Below are 23592 nucleotides of genomic sequence, written 5' to 3' on the forward strand. Positions count from 1 at the left end.
CCGAGTGGAAGTTCAAACACGCATCAATGTCATGTTCTCGGATGAGGCACGAACGAAGATCATCGCGGTTTTTTCCTGTCCTCAAGATGAAAGAAATTACGCAAATCTGGGAATGGTAGAACCGCACGATCAACGCTATTTGATTTACCTGACGGAGTCGAACGCTGCCGATCCACAACAGGGTCCTTCGCAGAGAATTGCATCCGAGAGATACCGTCGAGAGGGGGGCGGTGTTGTTGTCGGATCAATGGCGATCGAAACGACTCGCGACAGCCAGGCGCTGATCGCCAGCACGGTGCTCTCTGCCATCCTCGACCCCGAGTACCGCTGCAACTTCAAGACCCTCAATGGTTTTGTCGAAATTGGCGCCGGGCAGATTCTCGCCATTGCCAAGGCTGTCCGGGCTCATGTTCAAGCTTGCTTCGACCGTGAACTGACCTTGCTGAAAGCACTTGAGGTCGGCACCTACACCGATGAAATGCTCAAGGATGGCTGGCCGGATTCCTCGCCAGGCACATCAGAACCAACCCTTCAATAACGCCCCTTACAACGGGGCGTTTTCATGTCAACCCATCCAAGAGGGTGGGTTGAACGTCGTTGTCCATCAAACAAGGAAGAACCTTATGTTTTATTCACCCTCCACTGGCGGTTTTTACGATCCTTCCATCAATACGGAAATCCCCGGCGATGCCGTTGAGATCTCGCGTGAGTATTGGATGGAGTTATTGAACGGTCTGTCCACGGGCAAGATTATTGTCATGAACGATCAAGGCTATCCTGTGCTGGCTGATCGGCCGGGTCCGACACCTGAGGAACTTCAGAGCTATGAGCGTTCGTGGCGCAACCAGCAACTGAAAGCCACCGACAGCGTGGTTGACCAGTACCGTGACGAGGTAGAGCGCTGGCCCACCCTGCTGACCCCGGCGCAATATATCGAACTGCAAACCTATCGCCGCACGCTTCGTATCTGGCCAGTGGGCGGTGAGTTGCCCCTGAGCGAACACCGGCCGGCAGCGCCGGCGTGGCTCGCCAGCCTGCCTCAATAAAAACGCCCCGCACCGTCGGGGCGTTTTCTTGTCCGCCGAACAGCATTAAAGCCCCTTCCTGAAGGGGCTTTCCCGTTTATGGAGAAACGAAAAATGGCAACCCGCCAAACCTACACCGTGCTCGTTCCATTCCCCACCGGCGGTGGGCACTGGTCGAGCGTCGGCCAGGAACTCGATCTGCTCGATGTCGAGGCCAGTGCACTGTACAGCGCCGGTCGACTGGAGCTGAAAACACCTACCACCAAGGCCGTGAAGGCCGCTGCCAAGAAGGCTGACTGACTATGGCTGAGGTTCTGAACTTCGAGCACAACGGCATTACCGTCAATGCCACCGAATCCCCCGAGGCCATGGGTGGCCTGGGTGACAACGTCATCGGTCTGGTCGGCACCGCGCCGAAAGCCGATCCGCTGATTCCGCGTAACGCGCCGTTTCGCATCAACAGCTTCACCACCCACGCACTGCTCGATCCGACAGGTTCCGAAGAGGGCACCCTGTACCACGCCGTCTACCAGATCCTCAAAGTGGTCAAGGTGCCGGTGTATGTGGTGATCGTCGAAGCGGGCGCAACCCCGACCGACACCGTCAACGCAGTGATCGGCGGCGTCGAGCCAGTGACCGGTCGCAAGCTCGGTCTGGCGGCACTGGGCAGCGTCCCGGAAGACCTGACCATCATCGGCGCGCCAGGCTTCACCGGCACCAAGGCTGTGGCCAGCGAGTTCGCCTCGTTCGGCAAGCGCATCAAGGCCCGTGTGGTGCTGGACGGCAAGGACGTCTCGGTCGCCGATCAGGTGCTGTACAGCCAGGAACTGGGCGGTGCGGATCTGGGTTTCGACCGTTGCCTGGTGGTGCACAACATGCCGGCCGTGTACTCGAAAGCCGCGAAGAAGAACGTATTCCTCGCGCCATCGAGTCTGGCAATTGCCGCGCTGGCCAAGGTCAAGCAATGGGAAAGCCCGGGCAACCAGGTGACCTACGCCGAAGACGTGTCGCGGGTCGTCGAGTACAACATCCTCGACACCTCCACCGAAGGCGATCTGCTGAACCGCTACGGCGTCAGCTATTACGCCCGCACCATCCTTGGCGGCTTCTCGCTGCTGGGCAACCGCTCGATCACCGGCAAGTTCATCAGCTACGTCGGTCTGGAAGACGCCATCAGCCGCAAGCTGGTGAAGGCCGGCCAGAAAGCCATGGCCAAGAACCTGACCAAGTCGTTCATGGATCAGGAAGTCAAACGTATCAACGACTGGCTGCAAACCCTGGTCGCCGACGAAACCATTCCCGGCGGCAGCGTGTATCTGCACCCGGAACTCAACAGCGTCGAGAAGTACAAGAACGGTACCTGGTACGTGGTCATCGACTACGGCCGCTACGCGCCGAACGAACACATGGTTTATCAACTCAACGCCCGCGATGAAATCATCGAGCAGTTCCTGGAGGACGTTCTCTAATGTTTACCAACCGCGTAAGACAGGCCATCGCGGCCACCCTGCAAGGCCTGCCGTTGTCGGCGACCGTGGAAGAGTTCACTCCGCCGAAGATCGACTTCGACATGGAAAGCATGACGGGCGGGCGCTTCATCGTTGAGGAGATGGCCAAGAGCGCCAAGGCGCTGAATGCCACGCTCAAGTTGCAAGGCACCGGCGCTGAAGTGCTGCTGGCGATGGGCGTGAAACTGGGCGACGACATTCTGCTGAACGTGCGTGAAGCCGGTCAGGATCAGGACGGCAACACCTGGTTCACCTATCACACCATTGGCGGCAAGCTCAAAACCATGAGTGAAGACGCAATCAAGATGGGTGGCAAAGCCCTGACGACTCTTGAGTTCTCCTGCCGTACCTACAACCGCCTGGAAAACGGCGTGCCGGTGATCGACATCGACGTGCGCACCCAGAAGTTCGTGCTCAACGGCGTCGACATCCTCGGTGATGCCCGTCGTGCGGTGCTGATGCCGTAAGCCTCGGCCAAAGGCAATCACAAAACCCTGTGGGAGTGGCAAACCCCGCTCCCACAAGGGATTGCAACACCCCTCAAGAATCACCAAGGAATTCATACATGTCGTGGATGCCACCCAAGCATGAACTGTTGTCGCCGATTACCGGCGACGACGGCTCGCAGATCGAATCGATCCAGCTCAAGCCACTGTTCTACGCCGCCCAGAAAGAAGCGCTGGAACGCGCAGGCGACGATGAAGACGACCAGTTCTTCGAACTGGCGCTGCTGGCCACCGGCTTTTCGGTCAAGGAACTCGACCAGCTCAAGCGCCCGGACTACGTGACCATCGCGCAGTACGTGCACGAAGTCTCGACCCGTCCGGCGTCGTTCTTTCTTGACCAGGTCGAAGACGCGGAAAAATCCGACGATCCCGATCAGGTGCAACTGCTGCAACCGCTCGCCGTCACCGGCCGCACCGTGACTTCGCTGAGCCTGGAAATGCCGGCGCTGCGGGCCACCAAAGTGATGAAGAAATTGAAAACGGCCAAGGAACGCGCCGAGTTCATCACCGCCCATTGCACCGGCCTGATGATCCCCGATCTGGCCCTGTTGAGCGTGCCGGACTGGACGCAATTGCAGGTGCGCATCGACGATTTTTTAAACCAGCCGGCGGCCTTCTTTCAGAACGCGACATCGAAGTAATCCTCGATATCGTGCCGCTCATTTACCCGGTAAGTGAGGCGGAGATTCTGGAGTGGGACGCCGAAAAGGCGTTGCGCCGCTACGACATAGCGATCACTCGCCTTGGCGTGAAACAGGAGTAGAGCGGCATGGCAGACACATCGTTTTCGCTGATGTACGCCGCGCAAACCGCAGGCGCGGGTTCCGGTTTGTCGGCAGGGGGATCGGCCACAGACAGCCTGATCAAACCACTGTCCGAACTGAAAGAGGCGCTGCTCACGGCCAGCCTGGACATCCGCAGTCTGGTGCGTGAACAGATCAAACTCGGCGCCGTTGTCCTGGGGCTGAATACGGCCCTGGCATCGTTCAAGGTACCCGTTGTAACTGCCGCGCCGGCGGCAGGTGGCGAGAGCAAATCAAAGCTCAAGGCTGAGATTGAACAACGCTCGCCTCCGGCGTACCTGCAATCGGACATGGCCCTGGCAACCGCCATGGCCCAGCTCAAGCAGGTTCAAGGCCTGAGCGGCGACCTCGACAGGCTGTCGAAAGCCAACCTCAAACTGGCCACCGACAAACGGGTTGCCGGCAGTGGGGCGACGGTCGTTGATCTGGTGCAGGTCGAAGTCGCGGCTGGCAGATCCGGGATTGGCGCCGGTCTCAAGGGCGCCGACAAGGAACAAGTGCTGCTGGACTTTGCCCAGGATGCAGCGGTCAATGCGTCGGCGTTCGGCATCAGCCTGAAGTCGGCAGGTGAAATGCTGTCGGCCTGGCAAGTCTCGATGAAACTGGATCGCACTCAAGGTCAACTGCTGGCCGATGCGACTCAGCATCTGGGCAACAGCGGACTGAATGCGACGGCTGCCGATATCGGCTCGGTCGTGCAGCAATCCGGCGAGTCGGCCGTTGCAGCGGGGATTCTGCCCGAGCAGTTGGCGGCGCTGTCAGCCGCGTTGCTCAACGCTGACGTCGACAAGGCCGGGGCCGGGGCGGCGGTGAAAAGCATCAGCGCAGCCTTGGGCAAAGGCACCCAAGGCTCGGCGGCCGAGCAGTCGGCGTGGAAGGCGTTGGGGCTTGATCCCGGCAAGTTGACCGAAAACGTACCGGACAACCTTGTCAAAGCGTTGGCAGCATTGAAGCAACAACCGGCAGAGCAGCAAGCGGCGCTGATCAAGACACTTTTCAGTGGCGATGATGGTGTACGCAAACTGCTGGCGAAACCCGAAGACCTGCAAAAAGCGTTTTCGCTGGTCGCTCCGGCCAAACTGGAAGGAACGTCGACGCTTGTGTCCTCGCAAGCGGCCCAGAGCAGCCTGGCATCGCCATTCAAGGGTGAAGGAGGCGTGCGTCAGTGGATGGGCAAACCCGGCGAGGCACAGACGCCGCTTTCATTGCTCAAGCCCAATGATCCACTGATACCGGCTTACAGCGGCGCGATTGAACGCAGCGCCGAGCCTGCGGGCAAAGACCCGCAGCGAAGCTGGAACGCGTTCGATGCCAGTCTCAATCGTCTGATCACGGCGTTGGCGCCGGATGCGACCGGCACGCTGGACTCGCTGACGAATATGACCAATGGCGTGGCCGATATTGCTGAAGCCCATCCCAAGACCTCGACGGCATTGGCCCTTGCGGGCGCTGGGCTGTCGGCCATCGTAGTCGCGGTGATGGCCAAGGCATTCGGCAATTTCACCGACAAACTGCTCAAGGGCGTCGCTTCAAAATTGCCGTTCGGTCTTGGCGGTCTGATTGCCGATATTGAAGACCCGAAAGCGAAGAAAACGTCTGCCGGAGATAGCGCGGGCCATGACTGTTGCTGCTGCAAACCGCTGGGCGGAGGGACAGGCGGCAAGCTCAAGCCTCGCCAGTCAAGCATCAGGGCTCGAGTCGGACGTGAAAAAATCGGTCGGGTGACCCCTCGGGCACCACGGATCCGTGCACCGTCGGCACCGCTCGCGCCGCCGACTCGCCCCGTTTTTCCCCTCATGTCCGGCACGCCCATCCCGGGAACCATGACGGCATTTGCAGGCTCATCAGCCGTCAGTTCTGCACCCGCCGCTCCACTGTCCGGTTCTTACGCCAGGGCAGGCAGACTGCTTGCCAGACGGGCACCGCCGCTGCGGTTGCTCAGCGCCGGATATGAAATGGTTACCGGCGTCATGAAGGGCGATAAGCGCGCCGTAGTGTCGTCGGGTGCATCGTTGGCCGGGTCGTCTGCCGGTGCCGCTGTCGGTGCTGCACTGGGTACGTTGATTCTGCCGGGTGTGGGCACCATGGTCGGCGGCTGGCTGGGGAGCATGGCGGGCGGGGCCATCGGTGATTCCCTGGGCGACAAGCTGGGGAAACAAGTCGATCGTCTCGGCTCTCCTGCACAGGTCAGTAAAGACCTGATCGCGACCTCGGCGACCTCGGCGACCTCCGCGATCCCCGCGGCACTTGCCACCACAGCCACTGCAACTGCCAGCCAGCCTGTCACGTTCAACTCCACCATCCACATCAACGGTCAGGATCAGGGCAGCGCCCAGGCACTGGCCAATCTGGTGGTGCAGACAACGATGAGTCAGTTGGGCCAGCTCATGCCGACCAATCCGCTCGCCACACGACGTGATGCAGCCCTGACCGATGGAGTCGCCACATGAAACAACAAATGGCACTGGGCAGTTTCATCTTTGGCCTGTCACGCGGTTTTGCCTACAGCAGTTTTCTGCGCAAGTCCGACGGTGGCTGGACGGAACTGCAGATTCTCACCAGCAAACCCAAGTCCCACCAGACGGGGCAGAAGCCCGAAACCCTGACCATCACCGGCAAATCAATGTACGCGGTGGCCATGGATCGGCTGGATGAGCTGCGGGCGCTGCAAGCCCTTCGTGTGCCGCTGCCGCTGATTGATGGTATCGGCCGAAACTGGGGCCTGTGGCGAATCACCACGGTTCAGGAAACCCAGACCTGCATCATCGATGATGGTACGGCGATGGTGGTCGACTGGACCCTCGAATTGGCGGAGTTCAACAATGCGTAAGGTACGAAGCGTGGCCGGTGATTCGGTGAATCTTTTGCTGTACCGCGAAACCGAGCGCAGCGATGACAGCGCCGAAGAAGCCCTCTGGAAACTCAACCCGACTCTGGCCGAGCACGGTCCGATCCTGCCGGCAGGTGTCTGGGTGACGTTGCCGGAGCTCGACAGCAGACCGGCCGCAATCAAACCGGTTCTGGCCTGGGATTAAGGAGGCTGCATGGCACAGGGATTTACGCCGACGATCGAAATCTACGGCGCCCACAAGGACCTGCTGAACCAGCGTCTGATCAGTTGGGAACACATCGATGCCGCCGGGATGGAGTCCGATCAACTGACGCTGGTGATCGACCTGGAAGGCCTGGAAGGCTTGCCGACCCTGGGCGGGAAAATTGGTTTGCGGGTCGGTTATCTGGAGTCCAGTCTGGTCGACAAGGGTCAGTTCAAGATCACTCGATTGACACCCACGCTGTTCCCGTTACGTCTGACACTGGTCGCAACCGCAGCCCCTTTCAGCGGCAAGGACGAAACCGGATTCAAGGAACGGCGCACGGCCAGTCATGGCCCCACGACGCTTGGCGGGCTGTTTCGCAAACTGGTTGAGTCGCACGGTTTCTCGCCGCGGGTCGATCCCGAGCTGGCGCTGATCAGGATTGCTCATGTCGACCAGTCGAACGAAACCGACATGAGCTTCATCACACGCCTGGCGAAAAAGTACGACGCGGTGGCCAAACCGTTCAACGACCTCTACGTACTGGCGAAACCGGCGCAGCTCAAAAACCTGTCGGGCCAGGTGATACCGGACGTCAGGCTGTCGGTGACCCACAACAACCGGCCGGGCGATCACGCCTTCATCAGCGCCACGCTGGAAGAGACCGCCCGTACCCAGAATCAGGGTTGCAAGGTCTGTTGTTGGGACGCCAATGCCGGCAAGCAAGTGGAAGTGAAAACCGGCTCGGCGCCCTACAAGATCATTCGTCAGAAACAGGCCAGTGTGGAAGAAGCCAAAGCCATCGGCGAAGCCGAAGTGCGCAAGATGCTGCGCGAGAAATACAAGCTGAAGGTCACCTGCCCGGGCGATCCGTTGCTGGTTGCCGAAGGCTTGTTGGTGCTTGATGACACCTGGCCGGACTTCATGCGCGGTCGCTGGTCGATTGAAAAAGTCACCGCCAGTGGCAAGCGCGAAGAAAGCTATCGCTGCCTGATCGAAGCGACCGGCCGGGATCCCGAGGCAAAAGCCAGGGACTGATCCCCCCGGTCTCACCGCCACACACCTCACTGTGGCCACTCCCACATCCTGGAACGCTCCCCATGAAGATCTCCCCGATCCTCACGCAGCTGCGTGCGCAATGCCCAAGCCTTGCCGGCCATATCGCGACAGGTGTCGACCTGGCGTTGTTGCAAGGCGACCCGAATCTGCCTATGCCCTCGGCCCATGTTTTACCACTGGCCGACGTGGCCAGCGTCAGCACTGCACAGAACTCCCCCAGCCAACCGATCCGCGACCGCTTCGAAATCATCCTGGCACTGGATGCCACGGACGCTACAAAAGCGCTGGATCTGTTGCACGACCTGCGCGCCGAACTGTGGCGTGCGCTGGTGGGTTTCAAACCCGATTCCAACTACAGCGCCATCGTTTACGACGGCGGCGAAACGGTCTCGATCAACAGCAGCCGCGTGTTCTACCGGCTGCGCTTTTTTGCCGAGTTCCAGCTGGGCCGCAATCTGCCAAGTCAGCCTGCGGAGAGTTGGCACGAACGCGAACTGGACGGTTTGTCGTCCTTTACCGGGGCCACCGTGCGGGTCGATGCGATCGACCCGGCCGACCCCAACCTGAAACGCCCGGGCCCTGACGGGCGCGTGGAAATGACTTTCTCTGGAGACGTAACCCCATGAGCAACCGCATCACCGTAGTGCCGGCCGCCGGCCGTGCCGTGCCGGACCCGGAAGCCGGCGACCTGCTGCCACTGGAAGGCCGTGAAGTGCTGGACAGCGCCTGGTGGCGCCGGCGTCTGGCCGACGGCGATATCACCCTCAAAACCGCAACAGCTAAACAAAAGGGAGCCAAATAATGGCGATCGGATTCAGCAACATCCCTGCGGACATTCGTGTACCGCTGTTCTATGCCGAAATGGACAATTCGGCCGCCAATAGCGCGTCCTCGTCCATGCGCCGCCTGATCGTGGCACAGGTCAACGACAACATCGCTCCGACTGAAGTCGGCAAACTGGTGCTGGTCTCCAGCGTGGCGCTGGCCAAGAGCATTGGCGGTCAGGGCTCGATGCTCGCCTCGATGTACGAGACCTTCCGCAAGGCAGACCCGATCGGTGAGATCTGGTGCCTGCCGCTGCACAACGCCACCGGCGCCATCGCCAAAGGTGTGCTGACCCTGACCGGCACCGCGACTCAGGCGGGCGTGCTCAACCTGTATGTCGGCGGCGTCCGCGTACAGGCCACCGTGGTCAACGGTGCCACTGCTGCCCAGGCGGCCACCGCCCTGGCACAGAAAATCAACGCCACCGCCGACCTGCCGGTGAGCGCAGCAGCTGCCGAAGGCGTCGTCACGCTGAACGCCAAATGGACCGGCGAGAGCGGCAACGACATCAGCCTGCAATTCAATCGCCTGGGCAAGAGCAACGGCGAAGAAACCCCGGCCGGCCTGACCACCGCGATCACCGCCATGACCGGCGGCGTCGGTGTGCCTGACCAGGTTGAAGCGGTTGCCGCACTGGGCGACGAGCCATTCGAATTCATCGCGCTGCCATGGTCCGACCTGGCCACCCTCAACACCTGGCAAGCGGTGATGGACGACAGCACCGGTCGCTGGTCGTGGGCCAAGCAACTGTTCGGTCACGTCTACAGCGCCAAGCGCGGCACCGTCGGCACTCTGGTGGCAGCCGGTCAGGCACGCAACGACCAGCACATGACCATTCAGGCGCTGGAACCGGGCGTTCCGCAACCGGTGTGGGTACAAGCTGCCGCACTGGCTGCGCGCACTTCGGTGTTCATCTCCGCCGACGCCAGCCGTCCGACCCAGAGCGGCAGTCTGCCAGGCGTCGATCCGGCTCCGGCGAGCGAGCGCTTCACCCTGACCGAGCGTCAGTCGCTGCTCAACTACGGCATCGCCACCGCGTACTACGAAGGCGGCTACGTGCGCATCCAGCGCTCGATCACCACCTACCAGAAGAACGCTTACGGCCAGGCTGACAACTCGTACCTGGACAGCGAAACCATGCACCAGTCGGCGTTCATTGTGCGTCGTCTGCAAAGCGTGATCACCAGCAAATACGGTCGCCACAAGCTGGCATCCGACGGCACCCGTTTCGGCGCCGGCCAGCCGATCGTCACCCCGGCGACCATTCGCGGCGAGCTGATCGCCCAGTACGCCAAGCTCGAACTCGAAGGCCACGTGGAAAACGCCGAGCTGTTCGCCGAGCACCTGATCGTCGAGCGTGACGTGCAGGATCCGAGCCGCGTGAACGTGCTGTTCCCGCCGGATTACATCAACGGTCTGCGCGTGTTCGCACTGCTCAACCAGTTCCGTCTGCAGTACGACGACGTCGCCTGATCGACTCGTTTGACACTGTGATTTCAGCCCACCTTGCGTGGGCTTTTTATTTGAAGGGAGTAACACCATGGGTCAACTGATTGCAGGCACCTGCTACGTCAAGGTCGACGGTGCACAACTGACTATCAACGGCGGCTGCGAAGCCCCGCTGATGGCCGTCAAACGCGAAACCGTCGTGCCGGGTTTCTACAAGGAAACCGACATCGCGCCATCGTTCAAGGTGACCGCGCTGCACACCGCCGACTTCCCGCTGAAGAAGCTGATCGAAGGCACCGACATCACCGTCACCTGCGAATTCAGCAACGGCAAAGTCTACGTACTGGCCGGTGCCTACCTGGTCGAAGAGCCCGTCTCCAAAGGCGATGACGCCACTATCGAACTGAAATTCGAAGGCATCAAGGGGACTTGGCAATGAGCGGCGCCGTGAAGCTTCAGGTTGCGATCGAAGCTCACGGCGAGCCCCTGACCGAACTCGTCCTGCGCCGTCCGACGGTGCAGGAGGTGCGAGCGATCAAGGCGCTGCCGTACAAGATCGACAAGAGCGAAGATGTCAGCCTCGACATGGACGTGGCGGCCAAATACATCGCCGTGTGCGCCGGCATTCCGCCGTCGTCGGTCAACCAGCTGGATCTGGCTGACCTCAACGCGCTGAGCTGGGCCGTTGCGAGTTTTTTCATGAGTGCGGCGTCGGAGCCATCACCGACCTGATTTCGGTCGCCTATGACCTGGCCTGGTTCTGGAAGGTTGACCCCGAACAGATGATGGCCAGGCCACTGGATGTGCTTCGCGAATCGCTGGAGCACGCGCAACGGATCAATGCGATGCAGCAGGTGCAGTGATGGCCAATACACAAATAAACGCGATCCAGCAAAACATTCAGACCACGGTCAACATGCTCGTGGTGATGCAGGGTTTGCAGAAAATGGAAACCGAGATGAAAGGCGTTCGCGCCAAGGTCGCGGGTTTCAAGAAAAGCCTGGAAAGCAGTGGACTCAAACCGCTGGATCTGTCCGGTTTTGTTTCCGGTGGTGGCTTGCTCAAGCCGTTTCAGGACGGTTTGAAAAAGGCGATCAAGGCCGAGGACGAACTGGCGAACAAGAGCAAGACGCTCAAGGCTCCGGCGCTGGCCAAGGACGCGGGGATACCCGCGCCGCTGGCCAAACCCGCGACCGCGCAGTTGCCTGCGCCGGTGAAGGGCGAGACCTCGACCAACCTGGCGAAATTCAACGTTTCGCTCGACAACATCTCGCTGAAGATCGGCCAGGCGCTGTTGCCGGCGGTCAACAGTCTGGTGACGGCGCTGGTGCCGGTCATGACCACGGTCGGTGAGTTTGTTGCCGAGCATCCGCAACTGGTTGAAGGACTGGCAGCGGCAGCAGTGGCGTTCACCGTAGTGACCACGGCCGCTGCCGGACTCAGTGCGGTGCTGACACTGCTGGCCTCGCCGATCGGTTTGTTTGCCGCCGGGGTCGCGCTGGCGGCCGGCCTGATTGTCGCCAACTGGAAACCGCTTTCGGCTTTCTTCTCCCGTCTGTGGCAACAGATCGCCCCGGTGGTGCTACCGATGGCGGGTTTTTTCAGAACGCTGTTCGACTTCACCCCGCTGGGCATGCTGATCAACAACTGGGGACCGGTCAGTACGTTCTTCGCAGCTTTGTGGAACGTGCTCAAGGCACTGGCTGCGCCGGTCATCGACTTCTATGCAACGCTGTTCGCCTACTCACCGCAGGCACTGATCCTGAAAAACTGGATGCCATTGGTTGGCCTGTTTGCTTCGCTTTGGGATTTGCTGCGAGCAGTGTCGGTGCCGGTCGCAGCTTTTTTTCAGGATCTGGTGGATTACATCAAGCTGCCGGTGCTGGCGCTGTATGCGGTGATTCGCGAACAGTTTGGCTGGTCACCGCTGGAAATGATCATCCAGGCCTGGGGCTCGGTGACGGAGTGGATTCAAAAGTGGAGTGACAAGTTTTACGACGCGCTGGCGCCAATCCGGGAATTTTTCAATGGTGGTCTTGGCAAGCTCGCGGCCGAGGCGTCAGCCAAGGTCGATGTCCTGACCCGTGCTCAACTGAAAACCAATGCCGAAGGCAAGGGGGAATGGGCGCCGGGTTTTTTTGGCTCCGACGCCGATTCCACGTCCGACGGCTCGGTGCCGGACGGCGCATTGACACAGAACTCCAGCTCGTTGACGCAGAACTCCAGCTCGCTGACGCAATCCTCCAGCAACCTGATCCAGCAAAGCGCCGCCAACAACCGTACGCAACTCGAAGGCGGCCTGACGGTCCGCTTCGAAAACGCGCCGGCGGGGCTGCGCACCGATCAACCGCAAACCAATCAACCGGGCCTGGCGCTCAGTTCGCGCATCGGCTATCGCTCGCTCTCCATGGGAGGTTCCAATGAACTGGCGTGATCGTTTGTTGCCGGCATCCTTTCGCGGTGTCGGCTTCTGGATCGACCAGGCGAAAACCCCGGTCGGTCGCAAGGGGCAGTTGCACGAATACCCGCAACGCGACCTGCCGTTTTTCGAGGACCTCGGCCAGCAGGCCAAGACCCACGACCTGACGGCGTTCATCATCGGTGCCGATTGCCTGGAGAAGCGCGACAAGCTGCTCCAGGCGCTGGAACAGGGCAGCGGCGAACTGGTGCATCCGTGGCTGGGGCGCTTGCAGGTCAAGGTCGGCGAGTGCGACATGACGCACACCCGCCAAGACGGCGGGATGGTGACGTTCAGCCTGAAGTTCTACCCCGACCGACCGCTGCCGTTTCCGACGGCGACGGTCAGCACGCAGAAAGTCCTGCTGATCAAGGCCGAAGGTCTGCTCGGTTCGGCGGTGGCGCGCTTCGAACAGGCGATGACCCTGATCAAGGCGGCGCGGATCGGCATCGCCAATCTGCGCAACAGCCTCACCGGCGTGTACGACGTGATCAAGGAGCAACTCAAGCCGCTGATCGCGCAGTACAAGCAGATCACCGAGCTGGTCAGGGCCGTGAAGGAACTGCCCAAGGAAGTGGCGGCGGAGTTCAAGGGGTTGCTCGGCGATATCAAGGAGCTCAAGGAGTTCGCGAAGGAGGGCTACCGTGGCGTGATTGCCGACGTGTCCCAACAGATCGAAGCCATCCGCAAGGCCGATGCGCCGAAAATCACCACCGGCAAGGACACCAACGCCGCCGCGCAAGCGATGGCCAATCTGGTGCAGGACACCCTGATCGTCAAAGCGGCGCAATGGGTGGCCTCGATGCCGGTGGCGTCGACGCCGGTGAAACTCAACTCGACGCCTTCGCTGGACCAGCAATCGAAGCAGCCGGTCACGCGTCAGGAAGTGCCGGTCACCGATGATCTGCAAACGCTGCAAAAAGAGTTGAACGAAGCGCTGCAAAAGGCCCAGGACAAGGCCGACCCCGCGCACTATCAAGCCATCGCCGATGTGAAGGAGGCGCTGATCGCGCACCTCAAGGCAGTGGCTTCGTCCGGTGTGCGACTGGTCAGCAAAACTTTCCAGGAAACCTTTCCGGCAGTGGTCGTGGCCTACCAGCAGTTTGGCGACGCCACCCGTGTGACCGAGGTCATTCAGCGCAACGGTCTGTCTCATCCGGGGTACTCACCCAACGAAGTCAAGGTTTCCAGGGAGTGAGTCATGAACGAGACTGACAACCGCGTAACGCTGACCGTCGACAACATGGAATACGGCGGCTGGAAAAGCGTGCAGATCACCGCGGACCTGGAGCGCCAGTTCCGCACCTTCAAACTCGACATCACCTGGCAATGGCCGGGGCAGACCGTGGATCAGCGGATCAAGGCCGGCGACCCGTGCGAAGTACGGATCGGCAAGGATCTGGTGCTCACCGGTTATGTGTTCAAGGCGCCGATCAGCTATGACGGGCGGCAGATCAGCCTGAGCATCGAAGGCAGTTCCAAGACCCAGGATCTGGTCGATTGTGCGGCGCGAAACATCCCTGGCCAATGGCAGGAACAGCCGCTGTTGAACATCGTCCAGGCCCTGGCCGGGGAATACACGCAGTTTGTGGTCAACGAGATTCCCGAGACCGCACGCCTGAGCAAACACACCATCGTTCCGGGTGAAACGGTGTTTCAGTCGATCGACCGTTTGCTCTCGCTGTACCGGGTGTTTTCCACCGATGACGCCGAGGGTCGGCTGGTGCTGGCCAAACCGGGCAGCGGCGGCCGTGCCAGCGATGCGCTGGAGCTGGGCAAGAACATTCTCTCGGCCAACGCACCGATGGATCACAGCCAGGTGTTCTCCGAATACCGGGTGATCGGCCAGCAAAAGGGCAACGACAAGAAGAGCGGGGCAGCGGTCAGCGAGGTTGAATCCAGCGCGACCGACCTGAGCTTCAAGCGTCGTCGCACGACGATCATCAACGAAGGCTCGCAACTGACGTTCGAACTGGCCCAGCAACGGGCCCAGTGGGAAAGCGCCACGCGCATGGGGCGGGCGCTGACCACCACTTATCAGGTGCAGGGCTGGCGCCAGTCCAACGGCGATCTGTGGCGCCACAACACGCTGGTGAAGGTCAAGGATCCGGTGCTCGGTTTCGATGGCGACATGCTGATCTCCAAAGTGACGTATTCGCTGTCGGCGCAAGGCTCGGTGACCACGCTGCAAGTGGCGCCGCCGCATACCTTCGACGCCAATCCGACCCCTCCGAAAAAAGCCTGAGCCGGCACCTCCCTCCAAGGAAACCCTATGAGCCTACTGACACGCCTGCTGGCGCGCGGCACTGTCGTGCTCGCCAATTCGGCATCCAAGCTGCAATCGCTGCAAATGCGCCTCACCGCCGGTGAAGTGAACGACGACATGGAGCACTTCGAACCCTACGGTTTCACCAGCCATCCGCTGGCCGGTGCCGAAGGCGTCGTCACGTTTCTCGGCGGCGACCGTTCTCACGCCATCGCTCTGGTGGTCGCCGACCGCCGTTACCGCCTGCAATCGCTGGCAGCCGGCGAGGTGGCGATCTACACCGACGAGGGCGACAAAATTCACTTCAAGCGGGGGCGGATCATCGACATCGAAACCGCCACGCTCAACATCCGCGCCAGCACCGCCGTGAACTTCGAGACGCCGGTGATCAACCAGACCGGCAAGATCGTTTCCAAAGGCGATCAGGTTGCCGGTGGCATCAGCCAGATCAAGCACGTGCACGTTGGCGTGCAGGCGGGCAGTGGCCAGACCGGCGCGCCGGCGGGAGGTCAGTGATGCTTTTCAGTCAGAACCTCCACGCCGCGCTGACCCGTGCGGTGCTGATCAGCCTGTTCACCTGGCGCCGCGCCGCCGACGACGATGCCCTCGACGACGAGGAGCGTTTCGGCTGGTGGGGCGACACCTTTCCCACCGTGGCCGACGATCGTATCGGCTCGCGGCTGTGGCTGCTGCGCCGGGTCAAGCTGACCCGCCAGACCCAGATGGACGCCGAGTTCTATGCCCGCGAAGCCTTGCAATGGCTGATTGACGACGGCCATTGCAGCGCCATCGACATCATCAGCGAACGCCTCGACGCCCAGCGCCTGAACCTGCGCACGGTCCTGACCCTGGCCGACGGCGAACGCCTGGACATCAACCCCGATAACAGTTGGCAGGTGATCTATGCCGTTTGAAACCCCTTCGCTGCCGGTGCTGATCAAGCGCACCCAAAGCGACCTGGCCGGCGATTCGCTGCGCCAGTCCGATGCGCAAGTCCTGGCCCGCACACTCGGCGGCGCCGCTTATGGTCTGTACGGCTATCTCGACTGGATTGCCGAGCAGATCCTGCCCGACACCGCCGATGAATCGACCCTGGAACGCATCGCCGCACTGCGTCTGAACCAGCCGCGCAAACCGGCGCAGGTCGCCACCGGCAACGTCAGCTTCAACGCGACGGCGGGCGCGGTGCTGGACGCCGATACGTTGCTGCAGGCGAGTGATGGCCGCACGTTCAAAGTCACTGCCGCGCGCACCACCGTCAATGGCGTCAACAGCACCAGCATCGCCGCGCTGGATGCCGGCAGTCTGGGCAACGCCGAGGCCGGGCTGGCGTTGACGCCGGTGCAGCCGATCACCGGCGTGGTCGGCAACAGTTTTGTGGTGCTGGCGCCGGGGCTCAATGGCGGCGTGGCGCGGGAAAGCCTGGAGTCGTTGCGCTCGCGGGTGATCCGTTCCTATCGCGTGATCCCCCACGGCGGTTCCGCCAGCGACTATGAAACCTGGGCACTGGAAGTGCCGGGCGTGACGCGGGCCTGGTGCCGTGGCGGCTTCCTCGGGCCGGGCACCGTCGGCGTGTACATCATGCGCGACGACGATCCGCAACCGGTGCCGAATGCCGATCAACTGGCCGAAGTGCAGGCCTATATCGAGCCGTTGCGCCCGGTGACCGCCGAAGTCCATGTGCGTCCGCCGGTGCAGAAGCCGGTGACCTATCAACTGAAGCTGACCCCCGACACCACTGCTGTGCGTGCCGCCGTCGAAACCCAACTGCGCGATCTGCACAACCGCGAAGCCGACCTGGGCGAGGATCTGTTGATCAGCCATATCCGCGAGGCAATCAGCAGCGCGGCGGGTGAAACCGATCACGTGCTCTCGGCTCCGGTGGCGAACGTGGCCGCGGGTGACAGCGAACTGCTCACCTTCGGGGGTTGCGTATGGCTGCCATAAGAACCGCCGCGCAATACCAGGCGCAACTGCGCGCCTTGCTGCCGAGCGGTCCGGCATGGGATCCGGAGCGCGTGCCGGAGCTCGAGGAAGTGCTGCAAGGCGTCGCCGTCGAGCTGGCGCGCCTCGACGCCCGCGCCGCCGACCTGCTCAACGAGATGGACCCGGCCGGCGTCAGCGAACTGGTGCCGGACTGGGAACAGGTGATGAACCTGCCCGACCCGTGCCTCGGCGCCACGCCGCTGTTCGACGACCGTCGCCTCGCCGTGCGCCGCCGCTTGCTGGCGGTCGGCAGCCAGGCCGTCGGCTACTACCTGGAAATCGCCAAAAGCCAGGGTTACCCCAACGCCACCATCACCGAACTCGAAGCCCCGCGCATGGGCCGTTCGCGTTTCGGTGCGGCGCATTGGGGCACCTGGGAAGCGCAGTTCATGTGGACGCTCAACACCGGCGGCCGGCTGTTGCTCGGCCGGCGTTATGGCGCGAGTTACTGGGGCGAGCGCTTCGGCGTGAATCCGGGCTCGGCGCTGGAGTGCCTGATCCACCGGGCGGCACCGGCGCATACCAAGGTGCACATCAACTATGACTAGGGAGTAACGCAATGGATTATCCGAAGAGTGTGCCCAGCGCCGGTCTGGTGAACGGGAAGTTTATCGATGAGAACCCGCTGACCGGGACGCCGGGGTCGTTGATCCCGGCGGACTGGGGCAACAGTGTCACGCAGGAAATTCTCAGCGTGATCAAGGCCGGGGATCTGACCCCGGACGAGAAGAAATACGATCAGTTGTTGCAGGCGATTCAGACGGTGACAGCCAAGGGCTGGAATCAGGATCTGGCGTTGCCTTTGGCAGCGTTGCCGTTGCCAACGGTTGCCACGACGGATGCGCGGATGCCGATTACGCCGGCGGCCGCATCGACCAGTGGCGGGCGGGTGTCGGTGCCGGCGGGTGTTTACGTCAGCATCGGTCAGGAAGTGGTGGCGGGGCAGTTGGGGCGTTCGCGTACGTTCACCACTCAGGCCTGGAGCAGCGCCGATCTGCTGCCGAGCTCGGGTTACTTTCTGCGGGCGCAGGTGGTGGGTGGTGCGCTGACGTTCTACATGCAGCGCGGGACGATCTACGACGCTGCTCCGGAGGGCTTGAAGGGAGCCGTGAACGGTGCGGCAGGTGGTGGTTTTCAGTCCACGCCGCTGGACATCTGTCTGGCGTGGGTGGTGACCGCAGGACCTGGATCGGTGCCGATTGTCAGGCCGATCTACAACCGCAACCGATTGAGCTGGACGCAAGTCGTCAATGGCAATGGTGTGGTCTATCTGCCGCTCGATCCTCACGCGCGGGCGGCGCGTCTCGTGGTGGGCAACCCGACTCCGCACCCGACAGGCATCACCAGCGTGTCGTTTGCACCGGGAGGCTGGTTGGGGGGCAACTACTGCTTCCTGAATCCGACGGTCGCCACCTCCAACAACTGGGACGGTTGGTCTACGGCAGGTGCGGCGGCGCTGATCTTCTCCAGTAACGTCGTCAGCGATACCACTGTTTCGACATTGACCGCCAGTTTTGACCACGCCGAATTGCGTTCGCTGTGGCAGGTCTATCAGGCCGAACACACACTGGGAGCGGGTACCGCGGCCAGTGACGAATTGCTGTTCAGCATGGGGCTCAAGAGTTTCGCTCAGACCGACTATTCCAACGGTATTGCGATCAATTTTACCGCTGCTGTGAATGTCAATTTAGCCTGGGAGCTGATCCGATGATCATCATTCAAGAACTGCATCAGTTCGAGGACGGTTTGCGTGTCGCACAGCCTTCCGCTGCTCATGATTGGGACGGTGAGCAGTGGATCGTCAATGCCGAGAAGGTCGCGTTGCTGGACCAGCAGGAAACCGAACGTCTTTGCGCCAATGTCGATGCCGCCGCCGACAGCGCGCGCACGACTTTGGCCGGCGACCCGCTCAAAGCGCTGGAATACGCCCAGGCGGCTGTCGACGCTCAAGCCTTTCAAGACGCCGGTTATCCAAAAAAGGAAGTGCCGCTGTCCGTCGCTGCTTGGGTCGCCAAGGGCCGTTCGGCGAAGCAGTCCGCCGAGCAGATTCTCGACAAGGCCGCCCAGCTCAGCGACAGCCTGCTGACCCTGCGCACCTTGCGCCTGAAGGCCAAGACCCAGATTCGCGCTTGTGCAGGCAAAGGCCAGATGGATCAGGCTCGAGCCGCCGCCGATGAGGCGCTGCAGGCCATTCGTGACTTGACCGCCAACCCGGCCTCGTAACCGCAACCCGCGTCACCCAAGCCCACTTCGTTGTGGGCTTTTTATTTTCAGGAATAGAAACGTCGGCGTCGTGGCGAAACCTAGCGCCAGGCCACGTTTCATTTGTCATTACAGAGGAACGAGCACCCATGGATTACCCAAAAAGTGTCCCCAGCGTCGGCCTGGTCGATGGCCGCTTCGTCGATGAGAACCCGGTGGCGGGAACGCCCGGTTCGTTGATTCCGGCAGTGTGGGGCAACAGCGTTACACAAGAAATTCTCAACGTGATTACCGGCGCCGGGCTGGCAGCCGCCGAGGCCGATACCGGTCAGTTGCTCAAAGCCATTCGATCGATTGTCGGCAATGCCAGTCCGATGCGCTCGGTGGTGACAAGACTGACTGCATCCAAGGCGCTGACCGACCCGGAGCTGGGCCTGGTGCTGATCGATGCCGGTTCCAGTGCCGTGACGGTGACGTTGCCGCCAGCCAACGCGGCGCTGGGCGTGCGTGATGTGATTGTTCGGCGCATGGATAACAGCGGCAACCGTCTGATCGTTCAGGCGTCAGGTTCCGACCGCATTCGTTTTCACACGCACCTGTCACCCAGCGGTTATCCGTTTCTGGTGTTGATGGGCGGCGGGGACTGGTGGCAGTTGCGCAGCGATGCTGCGGGTAGCTGGTGGCCGGTCGGTCGGTTTGATAACACCCCCCTTGGCCGGCCGTTTTTCGAGACGACCACCTTGCTCAGTCCCGGTGGTTACGGTGCGCTCAACGGCACAGTCATGAAGCGTGCCGAGTGGCCCTGGCTGTGGGACCACGCCCAGCTTTCCGGAATGTTGGGCACTGAAGCCGCGCGTGCGGGCAACGAAGGTAAATGGACGTCGGGTGACGGCGCGTCAACCTTCCGTGGCCCTGAAGGGCGAGGCGAGTTTCTGCGGGTTCTGGACGAGGGCAGGGGGGTGGATACAGGTCGTGTCATGGGGGCCTTTCAGGCCGGATCGATTCACTCGTATGCCATGGGCGCCAATGGTGCCGGTGCGGTGGGCGCGTGGTGGTCGGACAGCCTGACCGGCTTCGGTGCAGAGTCTCGTGAAGAGCCGCAATACGTGTCCGGACTGGTCAACGGCGGCCCTGTCTTCCCTGCCAATACGACCTACCAACGAGATGCTGCCAACACCCTGTTGCTGGCCTTCAAGTCCCGCCCTCGCAACATCGCCTATCCCGGCCGTATCAAACTCATCTGAGGTGCCTATGTTCAATTATCTGTTTGACGGCGCGGGTGCCTTGTCCGGGCCTGTCGAGTTTTTCGTTACGCCTGGCATCGGCATTCAACTACCCAGCAACGCGGTGGAGTTGTCGTTCGAATTACCTGCGCCGGAAACCGGTCGCACCTGGGCCTTGATCAACGGTGTACCGCGAGAGGTGATTGACCGGCGCGGTCCGGTTTTCCGCAAGGATGGCGGCGGGCAACAGATCTGGAGTGAGCTGGGGGAGTTGCCCGAAACTTTCACAGCGCAGCCATGGCCCGGGGAATTCCATGTATGGCGCGACGACGCCTGGCAACTGGATGAGCAGGCCCGTTTGCTCAGCATCAGCCAGCAGGCTTTGGAAAAACGCGACACGTTGCTTCGCGATGCCGTCCTGCGCATCGCCCCCCTGCAGTACGCCGAAGACATCGGCGATGCCAGCCATGAAGAGCAACTGCAATTGCTCGAATGGAAGCTCTACAGCGTGGAGCTGAACCGCATCGAAAAACAGGCCGGCTTCCCCGGCGAAGTCACTTGGCCGGCGGTGCCCGGCGCAAGCGTAACCAACTGACCGCAGCCCAGGGAACCGTGCAATGGATTATCCAAACAGCATCCCGGGCGTCGGCCTGGTCAATGGCGGTTTTGTCGATGAAAACCCGGTTGCCGGCACACCGGGTTCATTGATCCCCGCCGCCTGGGGCAACAGTGTCACGCAAGAAATTCTCAACGCCATCAAGGCGGCCGGACTGACGCCGGACGAGAGCAAAACCAATCAGTTGGCAACGGCCATTGGCGCTCTCGTCGACTTCACCAAATTGAAAAACACCCCGACCACGCTGGCGGGCTACGGCATCACCGATGCGGTGGGACGGTTGTTGGCGGTCAGGCAGATCGAGACGGTCGGCATCACGGTTTACCGCCCCAACCCCAATGCGAAAAGGATTCGCGTCCGGCTGGTCGGCGCGGGAGGTTCCGGGGGGGGATGTGCGCCTGTCGAGGTGAGCACTCTGCGAATTGGCGGAGGCGGTGGCGCCGGTGCTTATGCGGAAGGTCTGTACGACGTGACGACGGACATGCTTGCCGGCGTGCCTGTCACGCTGGGCGCCGGTGGCGCGTCCCGCAATGTGGCTGGCTTGGCGGGGGGCGGCGCTTCTTTCGGCTCTTTGATGAGTGCTGCCGGTGGCGCTGGCGGACAGATTCTGGCTGTCGCCGTGGGACCCACGGCGAACGGCTTCGTCCAGGGCGGCCCCGGTGGTCAGGTGGTCACGGGTGGCAATCTGACCAACGCCCGCGGCATGAGCGGTGGGTTCGCGATGTTCAACAACAATTGGGGCGTGCTTTCCGGCACCGGAGGAGCCAGCCCGTTTGATGGCGGTGCGTCGTCCACCGGTGTCAACGGCAATGGCTATGCGGGGGTTCGAGGTTCCGGAGGTGGAGGTACCTGCTCCAACAACACGTCTGTGTCGTTTCTGAGCGGTGCCGGCGGCAATGCCTTCTGTGAAATCTGGGAGTACGAGTAATGGCCCGTTATGCACGTATTGAAAACGGTGTCGCGGTTGAAGTGATCGACACCGGTGACTACGCGATCGAGCAACTGTTTGCGCCTGCTTTCGTCGCGGCGATGGTGCAAGTCCCCGATGGCGTGAGCGTCGAAATCGGCGCGCCAATGGCCGATGCGGCTCGCGCTATCGAGCCTTCGCGCGAACCGCAAAGTCCTGTCATCGCTCAACCCCCAATGGTCGAGGACAAGGAGCCTCTGGCAGCAGAGCGCGCCTGGCGCCTGTCTGCGCTGGCGGCCACTGAATGGCAGGTCACCCGCCACCGCGATGAGCAGGAACTGGGACGCGGGACAACGCTCAAGGCTCAGCAGTATCTGGAGCTGCTCGAGTATCGCCAGGCCTTGCGCGACTGGCCTGCTGTGAGCTCATCTCAGACCTTCGCTGAGCGGCCGGCGCAGCCTGCCTGGTTAACGGCAGTTACTGCCTGACGCAACCGAATGCAGGTGTATTCAAATTCAGGAGACAGGTAATGGATTATCCAAAAAACATTCCCAGCGCAGGTTTGGTGAATGGCAGGTTTGTTGACGAAAACCCTCTGACCGGAACACCAGGTTCGTTGATTCCGGCAAGTTGGGGAAATGGCGTTACGCAAGAAATTCTTGAAGTCATCAAAAGCGCAGGTTCGGCTGCCGATGAGAGTGACAACACTCAGCTCAGCGTGGCAATCGATACGCTGATCTCGAAGAAGCAAAGCGACAGCCTGGCCAGTCAGGACGAAGCTGAGTCGGGAACCAGCACCACCCGGTTGATGACGCCGTTGCGAGTGTTTCAATCCATAGCGAAAAAGATGCAACAGGCGACAGAGTCGCTGATCGGGATTGCAAAAATCGCCTCTCAGGCGGAGGTCAACGCCGGTGTCAGTGATACCTCTATCGTGACCCCTAAAAAACTCAGGCTCGGGTTCATGGTGAGACTGGGGGCATCCGGTTATATCGTTTTCCCCTCGTGGATGGGGGGAGTGATTATCCAGTGGATCACCGGGGCCGCCAGCCAGGCGGGTAACAATGGTTATGGCGATCTGAATCTATGGCCGCTGGTCTTTCCCAATGCGCTGTTTCTTGCCGTCGCTACCCATGAAGGCACGGCATCCGGAACGCAGCTGACCTGGAACAACAACGCGACCGTGAGTCGGCAGACAGGCATCAATGTTCGCTGTCCTGAATGGCCGTCAGGCTCCATCGCCGCTCGTGTCATCGGAATAGGATATTGAGTATGTATTACTTTTCTCCGGCAACTTCCGGCTTTTATCACTCCGATCTGCACGGCGCCAACATCCCCGCGGACGCGTTTGAATTAAGCGAGGGCGAGTACTGCGCGCTTGTCTCGAACGCTCCAAAAGGAACCGTTCTTTCCCTGACTGCCAACGGACGCCCGGAACGGGTGGTACTGGCTGAGCAAACCCCCGATGACACAGAGCGGGCCTGGCGAGACAAGGTACTGGATCGCACCCAATGGCTGGTTCTTCGCGATGCCGAAGAACTGGAAGTCGGCGAGGGTACGACGCTGCGTGCCGAAGAATTCAAACAGCTTCTTGCTTATCGGCAGGCACTGCGCGACTGGCCCAATGATCCGGAATTTCCGGATGCCCAGGCTCGCCCTGTAGAACCCGACTGGCTCGATGGCTTGCTGCGGTCGAATGGCTGAACCGTTGACCCGATCAAAGA

General features: G+C 61.3%; 30 protein-coding genes. All 30 read left to right on the forward strand.

Features of this window, described 5'->3' with window-relative positions; translation table 11 throughout:
* The first annotated feature begins 4 nt into the window (after window positions 1-4).
* The 30 genes from AC0R79_RS06970 (at window position 5) to AC0R79_RS07115 (ending at window position 23572) form a co-directional block, all read left to right on the forward strand.
* On the forward strand, window positions 5-538 hold the full coding sequence (locus AC0R79_RS06970; RefSeq protein ID WP_474733830.1) for a DUF4376 domain-containing protein: 534 nt from the start codon (window positions 5-7) through the stop codon (window positions 536-538).
* Between the two features lie 85 nt (window positions 539-623).
* Window positions 624-1046, forward strand: a complete 423-nt coding sequence (locus tag AC0R79_RS06975) for a phage tail protein (RefSeq protein WP_474733831.1) — start codon at window positions 624-626, stop codon at window positions 1044-1046.
* Between the two features lie 93 nt (window positions 1047-1139).
* Window positions 1140-1325, forward strand: coding sequence for a hypothetical protein (locus AC0R79_RS06980; RefSeq protein WP_474733833.1), 186 nt, complete (start codon window positions 1140-1142; stop codon window positions 1323-1325).
* Window positions 1326-1327: 2 nt separating this feature from the next.
* Entirely contained in the window at window positions 1328-2494 is a 1167-nt protein-coding gene (locus AC0R79_RS06985; protein WP_115076745.1) for a phage tail sheath protein, read from the forward strand.
* Entirely contained in the window at window positions 2494-3000 is a 507-nt protein-coding gene (locus AC0R79_RS06990) for a phage major tail tube protein (RefSeq protein WP_127797079.1), read from the forward strand. Before AC0R79_RS06985 ends, AC0R79_RS06990 begins: the two co-directional genes overlap by 1 nt.
* A 98-nt stretch (window positions 3001-3098) precedes the next feature.
* The gene (locus AC0R79_RS06995) at window positions 3099-3680 is read left to right on the forward strand and encodes a phage tail assembly protein (RefSeq protein ID WP_375745688.1); all 582 of its coding nucleotides are present in this window, start codon (window positions 3099-3101) and stop codon (window positions 3678-3680) included.
* 128 nt (window positions 3681-3808) lie between these two features.
* Window positions 3809-6292 carry a phage tail tape measure protein gene (locus tag AC0R79_RS07000; RefSeq protein WP_474733836.1) on the forward strand — a complete coding sequence of 828 codons (2484 nt, stop codon included), beginning with the start codon at window positions 3809-3811 and terminating at the stop codon, window positions 6290-6292.
* A complete protein-coding gene (locus tag AC0R79_RS07005; protein ID WP_114881662.1) occupies window positions 6289-6672 on the forward strand; it encodes a phage tail protein in 384 nt (127 codons plus the stop codon). The genes AC0R79_RS07000 and AC0R79_RS07005 overlap by 4 nt, the downstream gene beginning before the upstream one ends.
* Window positions 6665-6877, forward strand: coding sequence for a tail protein X (locus tag AC0R79_RS07010; protein WP_127797083.1), 213 nt, complete (start codon window positions 6665-6667; stop codon window positions 6875-6877). Before AC0R79_RS07005 ends, AC0R79_RS07010 begins: the two co-directional genes overlap by 8 nt.
* A gap of 9 nt (window positions 6878-6886) precedes the next feature.
* Window positions 6887-7915, forward strand: a complete 1029-nt coding sequence (locus AC0R79_RS07015) for a phage late control D family protein (protein ID WP_474733840.1) — start codon at window positions 6887-6889, stop codon at window positions 7913-7915.
* A gap of 62 nt (window positions 7916-7977) precedes the next feature.
* A complete protein-coding gene (locus AC0R79_RS07020) occupies window positions 7978-8562 on the forward strand; it encodes a phage tail terminator protein (protein WP_474733841.1) in 585 nt (194 codons plus the stop codon).
* Window positions 8559-8738, forward strand: a complete 180-nt coding sequence (locus AC0R79_RS07025) for a DUF2635 domain-containing protein (RefSeq protein ID WP_007954893.1) — start codon at window positions 8559-8561, stop codon at window positions 8736-8738. The genes AC0R79_RS07020 and AC0R79_RS07025 overlap by 4 nt, the downstream gene beginning before the upstream one ends.
* Entirely contained in the window at window positions 8738-10234 is a 1497-nt protein-coding gene (locus AC0R79_RS07030; RefSeq protein ID WP_007954896.1) for a phage tail sheath subtilisin-like domain-containing protein, read from the forward strand. Before AC0R79_RS07025 ends, AC0R79_RS07030 begins: the two co-directional genes overlap by 1 nt.
* Before the next feature lie 67 nt (window positions 10235-10301).
* Window positions 10302-10649 carry a phage tail tube protein gene (locus AC0R79_RS07035; RefSeq protein ID WP_007908779.1) on the forward strand — a complete coding sequence of 116 codons (348 nt, stop codon included), beginning with the start codon at window positions 10302-10304 and terminating at the stop codon, window positions 10647-10649.
* Window positions 10646-10942 (forward strand): phage tail assembly protein, encoded by a 297-nt coding sequence (locus tag AC0R79_RS07040; RefSeq protein ID WP_474733844.1) that lies wholly within the window; start codon window positions 10646-10648, stop codon window positions 10940-10942. Before AC0R79_RS07035 ends, AC0R79_RS07040 begins: the two co-directional genes overlap by 4 nt.
* Before the next feature lie 130 nt (window positions 10943-11072).
* Complete coding sequence (locus AC0R79_RS07045; RefSeq protein ID WP_474733846.1) at window positions 11073-12644, forward strand: phage tail tape measure protein; 1572 nt, start codon at window positions 11073-11075, stop codon at window positions 12642-12644.
* Complete coding sequence (locus tag AC0R79_RS07050) at window positions 12631-13866, forward strand: DNA circularization protein (protein WP_474733848.1); 1236 nt, start codon at window positions 12631-12633, stop codon at window positions 13864-13866. Before AC0R79_RS07045 ends, AC0R79_RS07050 begins: the two co-directional genes overlap by 14 nt.
* A gap of 3 nt (window positions 13867-13869) precedes the next feature.
* A complete protein-coding gene (locus AC0R79_RS07055; RefSeq protein ID WP_127797090.1) occupies window positions 13870-14913 on the forward strand; it encodes a phage baseplate assembly protein in 1044 nt (347 codons plus the stop codon).
* Window positions 14914-14940: 27 nt separating this feature from the next.
* Window positions 14941-15450: a phage baseplate assembly protein V gene (locus AC0R79_RS07060; RefSeq protein ID WP_011332728.1), complete on the forward strand. Its 510-nt coding sequence runs from the start codon at window positions 14941-14943 to the stop codon at window positions 15448-15450.
* Window positions 15450-15848 (forward strand): phage GP46 family protein, encoded by a 399-nt coding sequence (locus AC0R79_RS07065; RefSeq protein ID WP_007954906.1) that lies wholly within the window; start codon window positions 15450-15452, stop codon window positions 15846-15848. Before AC0R79_RS07060 ends, AC0R79_RS07065 begins: the two co-directional genes overlap by 1 nt.
* Entirely contained in the window at window positions 15838-16881 is a 1044-nt protein-coding gene (locus tag AC0R79_RS07070; protein ID WP_474733850.1) for a baseplate J/gp47 family protein, read from the forward strand. Before AC0R79_RS07065 ends, AC0R79_RS07070 begins: the two co-directional genes overlap by 11 nt.
* Entirely contained in the window at window positions 16869-17468 is a 600-nt protein-coding gene (locus AC0R79_RS07075) for a YmfQ family protein (RefSeq protein WP_011332730.1), read from the forward strand. The genes AC0R79_RS07070 and AC0R79_RS07075 overlap by 13 nt, the downstream gene beginning before the upstream one ends.
* Window positions 17469-17479: 11 nt before the next feature.
* A complete protein-coding gene (locus AC0R79_RS07080) occupies window positions 17480-18631 on the forward strand; it encodes a phage tail protein (RefSeq protein WP_474733852.1) in 1152 nt (383 codons plus the stop codon).
* Entirely contained in the window at window positions 18628-19143 is a 516-nt protein-coding gene (locus tag AC0R79_RS07085; RefSeq protein ID WP_375745706.1) for a phage tail protein, read from the forward strand. Before AC0R79_RS07080 ends, AC0R79_RS07085 begins: the two co-directional genes overlap by 4 nt.
* A gap of 128 nt (window positions 19144-19271) precedes the next feature.
* On the forward strand, window positions 19272-20366 hold the full coding sequence (locus tag AC0R79_RS07090) for a phage tail protein (RefSeq protein ID WP_375745708.1): 1095 nt from the start codon (window positions 19272-19274) through the stop codon (window positions 20364-20366).
* A 7-nt stretch (window positions 20367-20373) separates the two neighbouring features.
* A complete protein-coding gene (locus AC0R79_RS07095; protein ID WP_474733854.1) occupies window positions 20374-20940 on the forward strand; it encodes a tail fiber assembly protein in 567 nt (188 codons plus the stop codon).
* 22 nt (window positions 20941-20962) lie between these two features.
* Window positions 20963-21889 (forward strand): glycine-rich domain-containing protein, encoded by a 927-nt coding sequence (locus tag AC0R79_RS07100; protein ID WP_375745712.1) that lies wholly within the window; start codon window positions 20963-20965, stop codon window positions 21887-21889.
* Window positions 21889-22356, forward strand: coding sequence for a tail fiber assembly protein (locus tag AC0R79_RS07105; RefSeq protein ID WP_375745714.1), 468 nt, complete (start codon window positions 21889-21891; stop codon window positions 22354-22356). Before AC0R79_RS07100 ends, AC0R79_RS07105 begins: the two co-directional genes overlap by 1 nt.
* Window positions 22357-22397: 41 nt before the next feature.
* Window positions 22398-23138, forward strand: coding sequence for a gp53-like domain-containing protein (locus AC0R79_RS07110; RefSeq protein WP_474733856.1), 741 nt, complete (start codon window positions 22398-22400; stop codon window positions 23136-23138).
* Window positions 23139-23140: 2 nt separating this feature from the next.
* Complete coding sequence (locus tag AC0R79_RS07115; RefSeq protein WP_474733857.1) at window positions 23141-23572, forward strand: phage tail assembly chaperone; 432 nt, start codon at window positions 23141-23143, stop codon at window positions 23570-23572.
* Window positions 23573-23592: the final 20 nt, after the last annotated feature.

The organism is Pseudomonas sp. HD57-3 (assembly GCF_056113135.1).